This window comes from Paenibacillus sp. J22P165 (assembly GCF_059692015.1).
In genome coordinates, this window is sequence record NZ_JCAUAP010000001.1 from 283,717 (window position 1) to 301,175 (window position 17,459).

Here is a 17,459-nt window from a genome sequence, read left to right on the forward strand (position 1 = left end):
ACACTATCTTTATATTTTAGTGAACACTTTACATAGCATGAGAACCACTATATAATCTGGTTTAATGAACTGAAAAGTAAGTGGTCAACCTTATATTAAGCCTTATGGCAGTAAGCGGTCGTGGTGGAACGGCAGGGGGGGCGCTCACAAGATATGAGGGTTCAAATCCCTCCGCCGCATCCCAGTTTTACAAGCAAAAATCCTTGATTCTCAAGGATTTTTTTGTTTTTTATGGTTGGAAAGAATTCGGTAGTACAGCTTCATAAATCATCCTTGTTGACGAAATATTTAAGCGCGATTGAACTTTTTTAAATATCCGTAGCAGCTCTGCTTTCCAACTCGGCGACGTGAGGGCCACGTTACCACGTTAACTTGATTTAGGCCAATACTTAATGATGGGCAAGTTGTCTGTAATCAAAAAAACCTATCGAATGAACCATTCGATAGGTCGGTACCGCTTCTGGAAAACCGAGAAGCGCAGGTTACATTGACTTTGCCTCTATTACTTTAAAGTCCACAATTTAGGGTTAATGCCTACTGATTTCATTAGAAGTTCCAGATAATAATAGTCTCCCCATATGGTATAGCTGTGCATGACCCCCAATTTTGGATCTCTTACATAGCAATTTTGCAAAATGCCCTCTACCGATGGATCCATAGCTTTTGAATAGTTGGTTCTCAAGGATTCCAAAATTTTGTAGGCAGAAGCTTCATAGAATCGGGCTTTTTCGGCTTCAGGCTCCAAGGCTGCTATATCCAGCATTCCGCTAGCAGCGATAGATGCAGCTGAAGCATCCTTCACTGCATCCGTAAAGTCGGGAAGCTTGAAATCCCAATAAGGGATTAAATCTTGCGGCAAGTTATCTAGGTAATAGTCGGCAAGGTTTTCTGCAGCTGTTAAGTACTTACCTAAGCCAGTATGCTCATAGGAAAGGGCAAAACCGTAGATTCCCCAGGCCTGGCCTCTTGACCAAGCCGACTCGTCGGAGTAGCCTCCTTCAGTGAAGCCCCCGACAGGCTCACCGGTATAGGGATTAAAATCATAAGTATGGTACGTTGAATAATCTTTGCGTATACAATATTGACTTGTGGTAGCTGCGTGCCCCTCGGCGGCCTGGAAATATTTATTTTTCCCTGAAATTTCCGAAGCGCAGTAGAGTAGAGGGAGATTCATCATACAATCCATGATGAGCTTTCCTTTGCGATCTTCTACTTCGAGTCTTTCCCAAGCGCGTATAAATTTTCCTAGGGGATTATATCTTTTCAGAAGCTCATCCCCGGCTTGCACGGCCAAGATCTTGGCCTCTTCATTTCCTGTGATTTTATACAAGGCAGTGGCGTACAGCTGATACAAAAAGCCCAGATCATGGTCTTTATAGCCGGTTTCTAGTCTTTGACGAAATACAGGCATATAATTCAGTAGATAATTCATGTATTTCTTATCCTCTGTATACACATAGGCGAGCAGTACCATTCCCGTCCAAAAAGAGCCGGTCCAGTTCCCATCAGCATTAAGTAAATCTGAGTAATTGCCAGTGGCTGATTTATGGGGGAATCTGGTTTGAAAGGTAAGCATATTGGTATCAATTTTATGAATAATGGCTTCAATTTCTGCTGTGATCACTTTTTTATCTGGAATCAACTCGTTGAATTTCATTTTCGTTTTTTCCTCCAAATTTATCTTGAGGCTATTGCTTTCCTCTGTTTTCCTGACTCCGGGACACTTAACCTTTCATCGATCCATCGGATACGCCGGAAATAATGAACCGCTGCAGGAAGAGATAGAGCAGTAAAGTGGGAATGAGGACTGTTACAATGGCAGCTGACATGACTGGCCAATCGGTCGCATTTTCGCTGGAAAAAGAGTTAAGAGCGACGGTGACGGTTCGCAGAGAGCTCTTCGGCATAAACAAATACGGATTCAGGAAGTCGTTATAGATAGAAATCGTCTTCAGAATAATGACCGTCGCGATACCGGGCATCATCTGAGGCAGAATGACGGACCAGTAAATGCGGAAGTAGGACGCTCCATCAATCTTCGCGCTCTCGTCCATATGCTTCGGGATCTTTTCCAGGAACTGAAGGAAAATATAAATGCCAACGACATCCGCGCCTGTATACAGTAGAAAACCGGCCTCTCTTGTATTGAACAATCCCAAGGATTTGATGACCATGAATGTCGACACGGATGTCAGCACATGAGGAATCAGGACGGAAGCGACGAATGCCGTAATGATGATTTTCTTAAAGCGGAAGTCAAAACGGTTCAGGACATACGAGGCCATGGAACCAAGGAATACGCTTCCGGTTACACCTACCGCAACTTGGGCTGAGGAATTCACGAAAGCAGATAGCATTTTGCCTTGCTTGATTGCCTTTATGTAGTTATCGAAGTTAAACAGATTGTCAGGTAAAGCCATAAAGCCTTTCAGCCCATACTCCTCACTGGTTTTCAACGAGACGTTTAGGATGATGAAGAGCGGCAACATAATAATGGCTACCCCGATCAAAGCCATAGCATAATTGAACAGCTTCAGAAGAGGGTGGCTTATCTCTAGTCCGATGTCGGTTGATTGGGATTTCATATCTGCCGCTCTCGTTTCGATAACCAGATTCTTTGCAGACCAACCACAATAGATACAATGATCAGCATGACTACAGCCATTGCAGCTGCTTTACCATAATTGCTGAATTCGAATGCGATGGCCAAGGATTTGGAGACGAAAGTGTCGCTCAGGCCGTAAGGACCACCCTTTGTCAGGACAAAAGGTTGGAAGTAGGCTTGCAGTGCTCCGTTAATTCCGAGGAACAGATTAAGCTCAAACACAGTTATAATATTAGGAATAATCATATAGCGAATCATCTGATGAAAGCTGGCTCCATCGATACTGGCTGCTTCATATACGTCCTTCGGAATGGACTGTAACCCGGCCAGATAGACGACCATACACCAACCCGTGAACATCCATGTGCCGATGAAGGCAAGGGAGAAGTTGATTAAATAATTCTCTGGCAGCCAGTGCACTGGGTTCATGCCGATCCACTTCAGCGCAGCGTTTAGTGGACTGTTGGTGTAGTTGTATAAATAATTGAACATGAATGCGATCGCGATGCCGTTCAGAATGTTCGGCATGAACAGAACGGAACGAAAGAAATTTTTTCCTCTCATCTTGGTGCTGAGGATAATGGCAAAATACAAACCAATCACATTCTGAACAAGCATAGCCACAATATAGGCTCCGTTGTTTTTCACCGCAATCCAAACATCGGTATCCTCGAATACATCCATGTAGTTTCTGAACCCGACAAAGGGCATATCGGGGGATATGCCGTCCCATTTCGAGAAGCTCATTTGAAACAGTTTAAGGGCAGGCAGGTACGTAAAAGTTATCAGGAGCAGGACCGGCAAGACCAAAAACGCCAGTATGGTCAAACCTTTCTGATAGTCGTATCTGCGTACCCTTCTGAAGGTGTTCTCTCTCATAACTCCATCCTTCTTTATATCCAGATTTTGAAACAGAAGATGGATCCGAGTTGAACCCATCTTCTGAAGTGTGCAATCATGTTATTTTCCTAAAACTTCCATGCGCGCTTTTTGCCATTTCTCATTGTACTTTTTCACGACGTCATCTGTATTTTTGCTTAGCATAAACTCTTGAACGACCTGGGACAGATTGATTTGGGATTTATTCAAAGTGTCTTGGAATTTAATATCAACAGCTGTGTCTTCAATGATAGGCAGTTTGGATGCCAGCAATTCATCTACTCCCGGAATAACGGCTTTATCTGCTTTGATGGATGAGTTCACACCACTTGCTTGTGCATAACGGCTGTTGGTGAGCATAAATTTGACAAATGCTTTGCTGGCTTCCGGATATTTCGTGTTCTTAGATACGACGAATGGTTTGTCCGGTCCGACATAAACGGCTTTTGACCCCGGGTGTGGAAACATACTGACCGCATCCGCTTTAGCACCTAAGTCGATCAACTGTGGAACGAGCCAATCCGCCATAAACATCATACCGACTTTGCCTGCCGCAAGATCCTTCTTGGTCTGTTCCCAGTTCGCCGACATGAGATCAGGTTCTGTAAATCCTTTCTGATAAGCATCCCTTGCCAAGTTGAAACCTTTCAAAAATTCGCTGTTGAACAAGTCTCCGGCTTTGGCAATCAAGTCGTTTCTCCAGTTCGCGTTGCCTGTACTCACATGTGTGTATTGGAAGAAGTAAGGATCAAGTGTAAATGCGTCTTTAAAACCTGTCCCCAGAGGAATAATGTTTTTGTCCTTCAGCTTTTGGAAGGCAGCGAACAACTCTTCTGTGGTTGTTGGTGTTTTCGTGATCCCAGCCGCCTGGAATGCTGTCTTGCTATATACAACACCTAGATATGCCGCGCCGGAGTTGACTTTATACAGCTTCCCGTCATCCCCTAAACCGCTTGCATGAAACCACAGGTTATCCTTGTTATAGCCCAAGTCGTCCAATGGCATATAATACTTAGGTAGATCAGCCTTCGTAATTTCGGGAAGGGCAATCGTAACATCTGGCAATTCACTGGCTGCTGCACGAGTCTTTAAGATTTGCTTCCAATCTTTATAAGATTCAATCGTAACTTGAACCCCTGGATTCGCTTTCATAAACTCGTCTGCAAGCGCTTTAATTTTAGTTTCAGCAATATCCGTACGATGGGTACCGAATACGATCTTGCCTTGCAAATTAGCAGCTTCGGGTGTCGGCTTCGCAGTTGCTGCAGCAGTGGCTGGTGCAGTGGGAGCGAGGGATGTGTTAGTGCTGGTTTTGCCGCTTGAACATGCGACGACTGGCACTACGAGACTGAGAGAAAAAACGAGCGTGAGCAATCTTTTCATATTGACCTCCTTGTATGTCTGTTCTTGTTCATCAGGATGCATCCTTTGATACCCCTATTTTAAGCGTTTTCAAGAGACCAAATGAATGATCTGATATTGGATTTCTTAACAGATTATTTGATTGTTCATTTACTTGATCTTTTTTCTGTATTCCGTAGGTGACACGCCTACCAATTTCTTGAAGGCTCGGCTGAACGATTCAGGTTCGTCATATCCAACCATTCCGCCTACTTCGTACACCTTAATTTCGGGCTTTGCCAGCAGTTTCTTGGCTTCCTGAATGCGAGCCTCCATGAGAAAATTCGTGAAGCTTTTTCCAGTCTGATCTTTGAATAGCTTACTCAAATAGAAGGGATTCAGGCATACCCGATCCGCAACGCTCTGAAGCATCAAGTCCTCGCGGAAGTGCTGCTGAATATAGTCTTTGGCGATTTCGATAATGCGAATGCTTCTCTCGCTTTTACGATTGTGAATCGTAGTTGTTCGATCCGTGAAGTCTTCGGCGAGCAGCCTGATAAGATCTTTCATAGTGGGAACGAGATCGATAGCAGCAAACAAATCTTGCCCGTTGGCCGTCTTGTTGGAGGAGGCTTCAGCGAAGTCGCGAAATGCAACTTCCATGCGGGTAACGATTTTTTTGCAGACATCCTTCACGTTCGCAGGTCTCGCCTGAAGCATCTCCAAACGATACAACAATTGCAGCAGTACATCCCTGGCCTGATTAAAATCCCCGAGCTCCATTAGGCTGGCAATTTGTTGAACCTCTGGTTCCCAGGGAAACGATGTAATCGTTGACTTGTTCGATCTATCCTGCGAAGTAAGAAATTTCGCGCCTCCATCTTCGTAGAAGCCAATTTCCAGAGCACGCTCTGCCTCCTTAGCTCCATTGGGCAGTTCATCTATGATTGACAATACATCACTGATGCCGTACGTAACTTTAATATCTAGCTGGGAGTTCCAGTTGGCTGCCTGTTGGTTCAGAGCATCCTGCACGATATTCTTGAAATGGACGAATTCCTTATTTCCGCAAAATACAGCAATAACCTGAGTACCGCGTAAAGCAAGCATGACACGAACCACGGGGACTATTTTCGGTACTAGTGAGAGCACATCGTTCTTTATTGTTTCAAGAGTCAAAGGATTATTCTGGTGAACCTGTAGGATGGCGACCAGAAAATTCCCGTTGTCTGCCAGTCCATAGTCTCGCAGCTTTTGCTTGCATGACTCTAGATCTTGTGGGCTGGCATGGAGTAATTGCAGCAATGCCTTCTCCTCGACAAACAGTTGCACTTCCTCGGATCTATCCTTCAGCAGTTCGTCCCGCCGAGAGGCTTCCAGCTCCAGAGCATGGTCATCTTTGATCTTCTGCAGCAACGCTACAATATCCGGTGTGGGGATCGGTTTCAATAAATAATCCACCGCCCCATGACGCAATGTCTCCCTGACATACGGGTATTCGCCGTACCCGCTCAGCACGATAATTTTCATCCGATCAAGTAGATCCTGTTGCGCCTTCACCTTCCGAATCAGCTCCACGCCATCCAGAACAGGCATCTTGATATCTGTGATTAACAAGTCTGGCTTGCACACCAAGATGTCCTCATAGGCCTGTTGTCCATTCGATGCCTCACCGACGACCGTCCATTCCGGACAATTTTTCTCGATGATTTTTCTTAGACCGGTCCGAATGATTCTGTCGTCATCTGCAATGAATACGTGATACATAGTTTAGCCTCGTTTCTAAATGGTCTAGGTCTCGATTGGAATTTGAAAAAATACCGTCGTTTGAACCTGCTCCACACTTCGAATTTGTAAACCATATCCGACTCCATAATGCAAGCCAATCCTTTGATGGACGTTTTTCATCCCAATACTGCCGGGGAATTCATTCATTCCGTTCAAATCATCCATAGTTTGTTTAAGCTTGTCCACGGAGATGCCGCACCCGTTATCCGTTACCTCAAATACAACGTTGTTCCCAAACTTGCTTACGGATACGGTTATGAGTCCGCCATTGGAGGTATATTTCAACCCATGGTTGATTGCATTCTCCACCAGCGGCTGTAAGACCATCTTGGGAATCGGAATATCCTCAATTTCTTCTTCGACGTTGATAACAATTTGGAATAAGTCGCCGTATCTGACTTGCTGAAGCAAGACATACTCCTTCAAATAATGAATTTCATCCCGCAATTGCACCTTGGACAATGGGTCGGTAATGCCATACCTCAGAATGCCCCCAAGGGCAACCGCCATTCGGGATGCTTCATCGTCATCATTGATTTCGGCCATCATCCGTATCGATTCAATGGTGTTGTATAGAAAGTGGGGGTTGATCTGATTCTGAAGGCTCTGAAGTTGTAATTCCTTCTTCCGGAGCTTGTCTATATATACTTCCTGAATAAGATCTTGAATTCGGTCTGTCATTCGGTTGAATGATGAGCCCAAGGCGCCAATCTCATCCGCTCTGTTATCTTGGACTTTCACCCCGAAATTGCCTTTTTCGAATTTTTTGATAGTAGTGATAAGCGCTTTAATCGGATTCACGATTTGTCTGGAAATAATAAACAGAAAGAAAAAGGAGCCTACGATGGCAAGAAAGGTAATGAACATCGTCACTTTGCCTGCCTGATTGATCTTCCGAAACAATTCACGCTCCGGGATGATGGTCAGAATGGTCCATCCGTTCGCTTCGGAAGTGAAGCTTCGGACAATGGAATGCGTGTCTTCAATGATGCTTGCCTGACTGAGCCGTGCGCCGGCTATGCTTTGCAGATCCTTATCGGCGGGACTGCCGATATTCGAAGTACGGGTATCGTATATGGTCTGACCATACTTATCCACAATGACTACCCTTTGATTGGGAAAAAGCATCAAATTTTTGATTTGTTCAGCCAAGTAATCAACCTTTGTATTGACAAGCAGCACAGCCGATACGGCTCCTGCATTAACGTCCACAAGCCCTCTAGCCACTCCGAACACTTGAATGGGACGTGTCCTCTGATCGGATACATTAGGCAAGTGATACGTGGAGACGATCTGCGGCATGCCAAAGCTCTCGATGCTTTTATGGAACCAATCTTTTTGAACAGGATCAAACGGGCGTAACAATGCCGTATCCAGCACTTTGTATTCGCTCATTCCGTTCAGGTTAAACAAGAAAATGGAGTGGATGTCTTTTTTGAACAAAAACATTTTATTAAATATCATGTCAGCTTCCCGTTGAAAATCCAGGCTGACTTCATTTTTCTGAAATGATTTCAGGTTCTGAAAGAAATTATCTTTCGAATTCTGTTCCATGAGAGGGATGATGGTGATAGAAGACAAATCCGCCAAATAGGAGTCGATTCTGCCCATTGTTTGCTTATTGGCCTGGTCGATTGCTTCCAGTGAGACAGCTTCCTTATCCTTTTTGTAGTTTATAAAGTGGCCATAAGACAGAAGAATCATTAGGAAAGAGAGGAACAAGAAACAGATGCTTAGTTTATAAAACAAAGGAATATCGGACAATTTCCACCTTATCCCGTTAAAGGGAGTGAGCTTGCGTTTCCCCACAGCCATTCGCCCCAATCCATGATATTGTCATCCTCCAAAGAAAACGCCTTCAGGATGCCCTGTTAACAATAGTGATAATACCCCCTTTCCAGAAAACCCGCAACAGGCTGAGCAACGATGCAAGTTAGACAGAGGAGGGCGCTGCTTTTTTTTATCCGAACTGCTGTATTGGCGGAATCGGCAACAAAAAGCAATTTGGTTTCTATATTTGCCGCAGTATTCGTGTAAAGATGGGTTCACAGCAGGGAATCACAAAACGCAATCGCTTACATGATGACGTTACATGAGCTTTAGACGCCTAGTTACATATCGGAAAGGGGAATAACAAGATGAAACCTGCAACGAATCACGCCATGCCCCAGACGCTGATCCGGGAGCCAACAGCTTCGGCTAAGCGGCACAAGACGTGGAAAAAGATGAAGCGTTTCCTACCGCTTTACCTCTTATTCTTACCCGTGCTGGCCTATTATGCCATCTTTCATTACGCACCGATGACGGGTGTCGTGATCGCTTTTAAGCATTACACATTTATGGACGGCATCTTCGGGAGCCGGTGGGCGGGACTCGCACATTTTAAACGCTTTATTGATAATGGTGATTTCTGGGTTATCTTCCGTAATACATTGTTGCTTGCTTTTTATCGTATTTTATTCGGATTTCCGGCACCTATTCTGTTCGCGCTGCTGGTTCACGAAATGCGATTTGCCAAATGGAAGCGCTTTTTCCAAACTATCTCGTACTTACCGCATTTTGTATCCTGGGTTGTGGTGTACGCGCTCCTGTACAATTTCTTCTCGGAAAGCGGCTTGATTAATCTGTTGCTCAAATCTTCCGTTGGCCACACGCTTGAGTTTCTGTCATCCACGGAATATTACCGGATGATGTTTGTAGGCAGCGCTATATGGAAGGAAATCGGATGGAGCGCCATTATCTTTTTGGCAGCCTTAACAAGGGTTGACCCAGATATGATTGAAGCTTCAGCTATTGATGGTGCGAATCGATGGCAGCGCTTGTGGCATGTTACCCTGCCTAGCATCAGAAGCGTAATCAGCATTATGTTTGTGTTGAGCTTGGGCGGAATTCTCAGTGTAAGTTTTGAACAAACGTTGGTTATGATCAATCCTCAAGTAGCGCCAGTCGCTGAGGTCATCGACTACTATGTGTACCGTATAGGACTACTCAATACGAATAATTACAGCTATGCAACTGCCGTAGGCTTGTTCCGTTCAGCGATCGCGCTTGTCCTCGTATTGGTTGCCAATTATGTATCCAAGAAAATCGACGAGGAGGGAGCGATATGGTAAGCGGAAAGTCTAAGTCTTTGTCCAAGCCGGGAATTGTGGATTATTTCATCTGGTTCTTCTTGGCACTGCTCTGTGTGAGCACGCTGTATCCGTTTCTAAATGTACTTATTGTGTCGTTCGCTGACATGAAGGATTACGTGAAGCAAGGAGGGCTCCTGCTCTATCCGCGCTCCATTCATTGGGACAGTTATCGCTATGTGCTTCGCCATTCAGGACTACTCGACGCTTATGGGGTCACAATCTTTATTACCGTTGTAGGCACGCTGATCAATTTGATCATGACTTCCTTAGGTGCTTATGTGCTCTCTAATCGAGAGCTGCCAGGGCGTAATGCCTTGATGACCATTGTCGTCATTGCGATGCTCTTTAATGGGGGATTGATCCCTACGTATCTGGTTGTCCGTTCACTGCATTTGGTCGACTCCGTTTGGGCACTGATGGTGCCATTCGCAATCAATGCCTGGCTCTTAATCCTGATGCGCAATTTCTTTCAGGGTATTCCTGTTAGTCTTAGCGAATCGGCCCGTTTAGACGGTTGTTCAGAACTGGGTATTCTTGTTCGCATCATGCTGCCGTTATCTCTTCCGATCGTAGCTACACTGGCTTTGTTCTATGGTGTAGGACACTGGAATGAATATATCAACGTGATTATTTATATCAACGATCCGAAGCTATCTACCTTACAGTTAATTCTGCGTAAAATGTACTCGTTTTCGCTGGAACAGCTCGACGGAGACAGCCTGCCGCCGCCAGTAGAGACGATTCGTGCCGCAACGGTGATTCTGTCTGCTTTGCCAATCATCATCGTCTATCCATTCCTGCAGAAGTATTTTGTACAGGGAGTTATGGTCGGGTCTGTGAAGGGCTAAAGTAAGGACTTATCATACATATCTAATCAAAGGGGAGACACACAATCCATGAAAAACAAATCAACCAAACGCGTTATCGCATCTTTATGTACGGTTTCAATGGCAACGGCATTAACTGCAGCGTGCAGCAGCACGGAAACGAGTAAACCGGCCGCCGGGGAAAGCAGCAAGGCACCAGCAACGGCAACGGCCTCCGCTGCACCAGCAACGATCTCGCTCACACAGCCCGATGGAGGTCGGGTTTGGAAAGACGATAATGCAGCCACCAAAGAAATTGAAAAGAAAGCCAACGTCAAATTGAACGTAACGATGCTTCCAAACAACGATTTTAACAGTAAATTCAATGTGCTCGCCGCTTCTGGGGATATCCCTGACATGAGCCGACTGGGTGCATTTGACTATCAGAAATATGTAGATCAAGGGTTGTTCCTGGATATTACCAAGCTAGTGGATCAATATGCGCCGAACTTAAAGAAGAACCTCAAGCCTGAGCTGTGGGAGCTGACGAAGCACAAAGGCAAGCAGTTTGTCATTCCGTATGAGAACGGGGCTGGTAAGGAGGTACCGGTGCTACGCAAGGACTGGCTGGATGTCCTGAATCTTAAAATGCCTACGAATCTCGACGAATTTGAGCAGATGCTGAAAGCGTTTACGTTTAATGACCCTGATAAAAATGGTAAGAACGATACGTACGGTATGGGCCTCACGAACAGTTTCGCGGAAACCTTCATGCCGATATTCGGGGCATACGGCATCGCTCCTGGCATGTTCGCAAGTAGCGTGCCTATGAATAGCTATCTGAAAGACAACAAGATTGTTCCGGTCGCCATATCGCCAGAATATAAGGAGTCCCTGGCCTATATCAAAAAACTGTGGGATGCAAAGGTCATCGATCCCGAGTTGTTCACCATCAAAGCCGATCAGGGGCAGCAGAAAGCGGCGCAAGGGAAAATCGGCTATTTCACGGCTTGGTGGTCCATCGCTCCGCAAACGCTCATTCAGCAATTGAAGATGAAGGAGATTGTGCCTAATGTGAAATGGGAGCCAATCGCTCCTGGGCTTAAAGGACCGGAAGGGAAAAGTGGTATGCTGTCTTTCGGGAATGTAGGCGCAACCATCGCCATTTCCGCTAAGACGAAAAATCCTGAAGCAGTTCTTCGCTTCCTTGACTATATGTCCACGGATGAGGGCTGGGAAATCAACCATTATGGAGTGAAAGGTACGCACTATACATCCATTACAGAGCCACGTACACCTGAAGGACAGAAAGCATTTGACGAAAAATGGCTGGATCCACTAAGCCAGATTGTTTCCAGAGTAGATATTCAGAATAAAATCAATGCAGCTACGAAGGACCCAATTCAAGTAGAAAACAATCGCTTTATCGATGCAGCAGCCAATTATACCTTGATTTCAGACATTTTCTACGGAGTCCCAGCAACGGATGAGCAAAATACACTTGGACCGGATGTTGCTAAATATGAGGTTGAGATGTTCCTGAAGTTCGTCACAGGAGCGGAACCACTGTCCAATTGGGATGCGTATGTGGATGGATGGAAGAAGAAAGGCGGCAAATCTTTACTAGACTCTAAAGTGAAAAAATATAATGAACTGAAATCAAGCAATGTGAGCTCGGGCGTTTAACTATGGATTTCACTGCACTGCCGTCGCCTATTCTCTTGAAGGGGGATCATCGGAGAGCATTTCGGGATCCATGCGCGCTTTATCATGACGGCATTTGGTGGCTTTACTACACCCTTGTAGAAACGGAAGAAGATGGTCGCGTCTATCTGTACACGGCGTTAAGCCAAAGTACCAATTTGTACGAGTGGAGCGACCCGCTTCTTCTTACCCCGAAGAATCAGAACTTGAATTTTTCCAGTCCTGGCAATTTGATATACACCGGCAGCCGATGGCGGATGTGTTTGCAATCCTACCCACGGCCCCATGGCGAGAAATATGGCAATGGAGATTGCCGCATCTGGATGATGGAAAGCCATGATTTGGTTAATTGGACGGCTCCGGAGCTGCTTCGCGTCAAAGGGGAACATGTGGCTGTAGAGGATATGGGCCGGATGATTGACCCCTATTTCATCGAAAATGCGAATAAACCCGGGGAATGGTTATGTTTCTACAAGCAAAATGGCGTCAGTATGTCAAAAACAAGTAATTTTCAGCAGTGGACCTTTTGTGGTTCAGAACAGGCAGGAGAGAACGTGTGCATTATCCGGCAGGATGAGGAGTATGTCATGTTCCATTCTCCTGAAAATGGGATTGGTATCACGAGATCGCACGATCTGGTTCACTGGCATCAGGAGGATTCTTTAATTACATTGGGCATGCAGGAGTGGGAATGGGCTAAGGGCCGATTGACAGCTGGATTCGTTCTAGACCTCAGACATACGAAAGGAATAGAGGCCTTTATCCTGTTTTTTCACGGCAGTGGACCTGAGGATGAGCGTGTGCTGTTTGATACACATGCATCGATCGGAATTGCATGGAGTAAGGACTTGAAGGAGTGGGATTGGCCGGGCAAAGATCGTAATTAAGTTCGCAAGGTGAGGATGGTTCACATAAGCAGTTCTTCTCGTTCCAAGCGTGAGCTGGCAACGAAAAGAACTGCTTTTTTTTATCCAAACTGATGAATCGGCAGTACGGGCACAAAAAAGCACAATGTCACCTAGAAATGAAATCGCTTTCGTGAAAAAATAGAGCTACCAACAACAATACGATCGGCTGCCTGACATATTCCTGTTCAGGATTCAGTTTTATGAAGGCTAAGTCTGTGATAATGGATAGAGATGGCTTATAATAAAAACAAGAAAAAGGGGAGATCGCCAGTCATGAAAACCAATTCAACTAAGCGAGCTACCGCTTTGCTAGGGATGACATCAGTGGCCGTAGTTTTGGCCTCGGGCTGCAGCAACACAGATACGAAGAGTTCTATTCCCGGCGGTCAGGCATCTACTGCTCCGGTGACGCTCTCACTCATACAACCGGATGGAGGCCGCATTTGGAGAAACGACAATCCGGTCACCAAAGAAATTGAGAAGAGAACTCAAGTGAAGCTGAACGTGAACATGCTGCCCAATAACGATTTCAATAGCAAGTATAATGTGCTTGCCGCATCGGGTGAAATTCCAGATATGAGCAGGCTGGGCTCGTTCGACTACCAAAAATTTGTGGATCAAGGCTTATTCTTGGACTTGACGTCTTATTTAGATAAATACGCTCCCAACTTGCTGAAGAATCTGAAGCCAGAGTTATGGGACTTGACGAAGCATAAAGGTAAGCAGTACGTAATTCCGTATGAGAATGCGGCTGGCAAAGAGGTTCCGGTAGTCCGACAGGATTGGCTGGATGCACTGAATATGAAAATGCCTACAAATTTGGACGAATTTGAGCAGATGGTGAAAGCGTTTACCTATAAAGATCCAGATAAAAATGGCAAGGATGATACGTACGGTATTGGCAACGCTAACACGTATGCAGAGAGTTTCATGCCTATTTTCGGGGCATTTGGCATCTCGCCTGGGATGTTTGCCAACAGTGTGCCCATGAACAGTTATCTGAAGGAAAACAAGATTTATCCGGTTGCTATTTCGCAAGAATACAAGGCGGCCTTGATCTATATTCAAAAGCTGTGGGATGCCAAGGTAATTGATCCAGAGATGTTCACGATCAAGTCGGATCAAGCGATGCAGAAGGCGGCTCAAGGGAAGATCGGTTATTTCAATGCTTGGTGGTCTTTCGCCCCGCAGACGCTGGGCCAGCAACTCAAAATGAAGGAAATAGTGCCCAATGCCAAATGGGAGCCAGTCTTTCCAGGCATTAAGGGACCTGAAGGGAAAAGCGGCATGCTCTCCTTTGGCAACTTAGGTGGAACGATTGCGATTTCGTCCAAGACGAAAAATCCAGAAGCTGTTCTTCGATTCCTCGATTATATGTCCACGGATGAAGGATGGGTGATTAGTCACTACGGATTCAAAGGCGAGCATTTCACCGATATAACGGAAGCACGGACGCCGACAGGACAGAAGGCATTTGACGAAAAATGGCTGGATCCGTTGAGCCAAATTATCTCGAGGCAGGAGCTCGTGGAAAAAGTAAGCACCTCATCCAAAGATCCGGTGCAGATTGATAGTAACCGCTTCATAGCGTCTGCAGCTCAATTCACCTTATATCAAGACGTCTTCTACGGCATCCCGCTGACGGATGAACAAAAATCGTATGGCCCAGATGTAGCTAAATACGAGGAAGAAATGTTTATCAAGTTCGTTACTGGCAAGGTGTCACTGTCCAAATGGGATGAGTATGTGAGTACATGGATGAGGAAAGGCGGAGAAGCCTTGCTGGACTCCAAAATTAAATCTTATAACGAGCTGAGATCGGCACATGCAAGCTCTGGCATTTAATTTTTTATAGCTAGAGCTATCAGGTTAAGGAGAAGCGGTCAACGGGTGCTGACCTAGATGAAATAAGGGGGCAGCAAAAATGAAAGAAAAATTTAAAAAGCGTTTCATGAAGAGCAGCTTATTTGAATATTTCAACTACTTTCTAGTGCTTTCCTTACTGGTGGCAGCGATCTCAGGGGGGGCACTCTATTATTCCTCTTCATCCCTACTGTGGAGAGATGCTATCCAGAACAGCAGCAATACACTGCAATTGCTCAAGAATGGGCAGGAGATCGTACTGGCTGAGGTCGACAAAGCGATGGAATCGGTATTTTTAGATTCTTCCTTCCTACATTATATGGATTATTACGAGCAAGCGGATATTTACATGCAGCTTCAACTTAGGCAGCGTCTCGAGAATGTCGTATTGTCCAGTGACTATATTCACTCGGTATCCATCTACTACACGAGTTCGCAGCTGATCCTGTCCTCCTTGCAGGGGGCTGTTCCACTTAGTGGTTTTCAGGATAGGGATTTCATCCGCTCCATGGTAGGACAGACGTCAAACAAGTCGCTCGTCCGTACAAGATTTCTACAGGAAATATCCGCAACCAAGGAAGAATCGGTCATCTCCATTGTCAAGACACTACCCATCATTCATGCGGGGACGCCATCCGCCTATGTGGTGATCAACATTAAGGGCAACTACTTGGCACAGATTATGCAATCTTTGAATACAAATCCCGATGTCCAATTGACTGTAACAGACAGAGAAGGACATATTCTTTCGCAAAAAGTGTCAGAAGAGGAGACTTCCGATTCCGGCGGCTTGTTCAGTGGATTAAATATTGCTCAACTAGAGGGACCTTCCGGCAGCGTGATTGCCAAAGTGAACGGCGTAGACTCTTTAATTTGCTACGTGACTTCCCTGACGAGTGGTTGGGTGTACACGTACATGATTCCCAAATCTGTTGTTACCCATAGTCTCGATTTATGGAGTCGAATGACGGTCATCATTTGCTTAATAGCCGTTGTACTAAGTCTGATTGGATCGCTTCTGTTATCCAAAAGAATTGTCAATCCGATGAGCCGGTTGTTGCTTATGATGCGGGGAATCGATCAGAAATTAGATGATAATAGGACTGAGCATGCCAAAGAGATCGTTCAGATTGAACGCAACGTCAGCCGTCTGATGGATCAAAACCGAGATTTGACGACTCTGTTGAAGGATTATGAGGTCCAGAGCAGGAATAAATTTCTACAGCGACTGGTTTGCGGTGACGAGCAGATATCGACGCAAACGATGGAACGGCTGGCTTACTACGGTCTAAGCCTGCCCGCGAGAGGGGATTTCGTAGTTGTACTCGTCTCTATGGATCAGTACACCAAATTTTCGCAGGAGGTTCACGAATCTGAGCGGAATACGCGGCTGTTGCAGTTGTCCGAAGGACTGCAAGAAGAGGCTTTTGGACAGCAAGGGTATCAAGGCTATCTGGTAGAGGCAGAGCCGAATGAAATGGTGCTTGTCCTCCATTTAGGCAAAGAAGAGAACGAATCGGAACTGCTGCCCGACAGCCTGCGCAATTGGCTGCGCCAGCTTTTGGTGTTACTGCGCAAGGATTCGACGATGACTTTCACGATTGGTGTAAGTGCCTTGCACACGTCCATTGAGGAGCTTAGTGATTGCTATCAGGAAGCGGGCTCGGCCTTACGACAGAAACTCGTGTATGGAGGCAATACGGTCATTTATTATGAAGCTGTCCGGCCGGAAGCGGGAATTGTCATGTATCCGCTGGGTCTTGAGAAGCAATTACTAACGCACTTCAAAACGGGAAATCGGGAAGGGGTCACCGCTGCCTTACAAGAGTTTGAAGCCCATATGATGGAGCATCATGCGAGACAAATTGAAGTTGTCAGGCATTATTTCCTGCAATTGTTTTCATCTTCGCTGCGATGCGTCTACGAAATAGACGCCAATATCGGCTTTCAGCCGGTCATTCAGCAGTTGAGGCATACTGATTTGTTAGAGATGGAAACGATGCAGAGCATGGTCGGTTACATGCAGTCGCTGTATGAGCTCGTACTTGATCAGCTGGAGCAGAAACGATCACTGAAGAATAAGGAATTGGCGGATGGCATTACGGCCTATATTGACGCGCATCTTGCAGATGACTTAACCATCGAACGATTGAGCGAGATTTTTGCCATAAGTACTTCGCATATGCGTAAAATCTATAAGGATGAAACCGGTATAACGATTAAGGACCGAGTTTCGGAACGCCGGCTTGCAGCAGCCAAAACGCTTCTTGGCGACCAGCGCTTGAAGATCCAGGAGATTGCAGATCAAGTAGGTTACTTGACGGTTCAATCATTTACAAAAGCGTTTAAAATGGAAACAGGTAAGACGCCAGGGGAGTATCGCACAGAGCTGTTGCGAGTTCATGCATAAAAGGTAAGGTTTGTAACTCGT

Annotated in this window: 12 protein-coding genes; 6 read left to right on the top strand and 6 right to left on the bottom strand. The window is 45.6% G+C overall.

From position 1 onward, the window contains the following. Nucleotides 1–502: 502 nt before the first annotated feature. The 6 genes from AC58QM_RS01250 to AC58QM_RS01275 all read right to left on the bottom strand — a co-directional run bounded on the left by AC58QM_RS01250 (nt 503) and on the right by AC58QM_RS01275 (nt 8,422). Nucleotides 503–1,657: a glycoside hydrolase family 88 protein gene (locus AC58QM_RS01250; protein WP_497280687.1), complete on the bottom strand. Its 1,155-nt coding sequence runs from the start codon at nt 1,655–1,657 to the stop codon at nt 503–505. 67 nt (nt 1,658–1,724) lie between these two features. Then, entirely contained in the window at nt 1,725–2,585 is an 861-nt protein-coding gene (locus AC58QM_RS01255) for a carbohydrate ABC transporter permease (RefSeq protein ID WP_497280689.1), read from the bottom strand. Then, nucleotides 2,582–3,484, bottom strand: coding sequence for a carbohydrate ABC transporter permease (locus AC58QM_RS01260; RefSeq protein ID WP_497280691.1), 903 nt, complete (start codon nt 3,482–3,484; stop codon nt 2,582–2,584). The genes AC58QM_RS01255 and AC58QM_RS01260 overlap by 4 nt, the downstream gene beginning before the upstream one ends. An 81-nt stretch (nt 3,485–3,565) precedes the next feature. Then, nucleotides 3,566–4,867 carry an ABC transporter substrate-binding protein gene (locus tag AC58QM_RS01265; RefSeq protein WP_497280693.1) on the bottom strand — a complete coding sequence of 434 codons (1,302 nt, stop codon included), beginning with the start codon at nt 4,865–4,867 and terminating at the stop codon, nt 3,566–3,568. Between the two features lie 129 nt (nt 4,868–4,996). After that, nucleotides 4,997–6,592 carry a response regulator gene (locus tag AC58QM_RS01270; RefSeq protein WP_497280695.1) on the bottom strand — a complete coding sequence of 532 codons (1,596 nt, stop codon included), beginning with the start codon at nt 6,590–6,592 and terminating at the stop codon, nt 4,997–4,999. Nucleotides 6,593–6,616: 24 nt separating this feature from the next. Next, the gene (locus tag AC58QM_RS01275; RefSeq protein ID WP_497280697.1) at nt 6,617–8,422 is read right to left on the bottom strand and encodes a cache domain-containing sensor histidine kinase; all 1,806 of its coding nucleotides are present in this window, start codon (nt 8,420–8,422) and stop codon (nt 6,617–6,619) included. Nucleotides 8,423–8,751: 329 nt separating this feature from the next. Between AC58QM_RS01275 and AC58QM_RS01280 the strand changes: the two genes are divergently transcribed. The 6 genes from AC58QM_RS01280 (at nt 8,752) to AC58QM_RS01305 (ending at nt 17,438) form a co-directional block, all read left to right on the top strand. Continuing rightward, nucleotides 8,752–9,726: an ABC transporter permease gene (locus tag AC58QM_RS01280; RefSeq protein ID WP_497280699.1), complete on the top strand. Its 975-nt coding sequence runs from the start codon at nt 8,752–8,754 to the stop codon at nt 9,724–9,726. Continuing rightward, on the top strand, nt 9,720–10,595 hold the full coding sequence (locus AC58QM_RS01285) for a carbohydrate ABC transporter permease (protein WP_497280701.1): 876 nt from the start codon (nt 9,720–9,722) through the stop codon (nt 10,593–10,595). The genes AC58QM_RS01280 and AC58QM_RS01285 overlap by 7 nt, the downstream gene beginning before the upstream one ends. Nucleotides 10,596–10,643: 48 nt before the next feature. Then, nucleotides 10,644–12,239 (top strand): extracellular solute-binding protein, encoded by a 1,596-nt coding sequence (locus tag AC58QM_RS01290; protein WP_497280703.1) that lies wholly within the window; start codon nt 10,644–10,646, stop codon nt 12,237–12,239. 2 nt (nt 12,240–12,241) lie between these two features. Next, entirely contained in the window at nt 12,242–13,144 is a 903-nt protein-coding gene (locus tag AC58QM_RS01295) for a glycoside hydrolase family protein (RefSeq protein WP_497280705.1), read from the top strand. A 294-nt stretch (nt 13,145–13,438) separates the two neighbouring features. Continuing rightward, complete coding sequence (locus AC58QM_RS01300; RefSeq protein ID WP_497280707.1) at nt 13,439–15,010, top strand: extracellular solute-binding protein; 1,572 nt, start codon at nt 13,439–13,441, stop codon at nt 15,008–15,010. A 79-nt stretch (nt 15,011–15,089) separates the two neighbouring features. Beyond that, nucleotides 15,090–17,438 carry a helix-turn-helix domain-containing protein gene (locus tag AC58QM_RS01305; RefSeq protein ID WP_497280709.1) on the top strand — a complete coding sequence of 783 codons (2,349 nt, stop codon included), beginning with the start codon at nt 15,090–15,092 and terminating at the stop codon, nt 17,436–17,438. Nucleotides 17,439–17,459 lie beyond the last annotated feature (21 nt).

What these genes read in the sequence shown, in the direction of transcription:
- AC58QM_RS01305 (WP_497280709.1), top strand. Translation starts at nt 15,090, where the DNA reads ATGAAAGAAAAATTTAAAAAGCGTTTCATGAAGAGCAGCTTATTTGAA.
- AC58QM_RS01265 (WP_497280693.1), bottom strand. Translation starts at nt 4,867, where the DNA reads ATGAAAAGATTGCTCACGCTCGTTTTTTCTCTCAGTCTCGTAGTGCCA.
- AC58QM_RS01295 (WP_497280705.1), top strand. Translation starts at nt 12,242, where the DNA reads ATGGATTTCACTGCACTGCCGTCGCCTATTCTCTTGAAGGGGGATCAT.
- AC58QM_RS01255 (WP_497280689.1), bottom strand. Translation starts at nt 2,585, where the DNA reads ATGAAATCCCAATCAACCGACATCGGACTAGAGATAAGCCACCCTCTT.
- AC58QM_RS01280 (WP_497280699.1), top strand. Translation starts at nt 8,752, where the DNA reads ATGAAACCTGCAACGAATCACGCCATGCCCCAGACGCTGATCCGGGAG.
- AC58QM_RS01270 (WP_497280695.1), bottom strand. Translation starts at nt 6,592, where the DNA reads ATGTATCACGTATTCATTGCAGATGACGACAGAATCATTCGGACCGGT.
- AC58QM_RS01285 (WP_497280701.1), top strand. Translation starts at nt 9,720, where the DNA reads ATGGTAAGCGGAAAGTCTAAGTCTTTGTCCAAGCCGGGAATTGTGGAT.
- AC58QM_RS01250 (WP_497280687.1), bottom strand. Translation starts at nt 1,657, where the DNA reads ATGAAATTCAACGAGTTGATTCCAGATAAAAAAGTGATCACAGCAGAA.
- AC58QM_RS01290 (WP_497280703.1), top strand. Translation starts at nt 10,644, where the DNA reads ATGAAAAACAAATCAACCAAACGCGTTATCGCATCTTTATGTACGGTT.
- AC58QM_RS01260 (WP_497280691.1), bottom strand. Translation starts at nt 3,484, where the DNA reads ATGAGAGAGAACACCTTCAGAAGGGTACGCAGATACGACTATCAGAAA.
- AC58QM_RS01300 (WP_497280707.1), top strand. Translation starts at nt 13,439, where the DNA reads ATGAAAACCAATTCAACTAAGCGAGCTACCGCTTTGCTAGGGATGACA.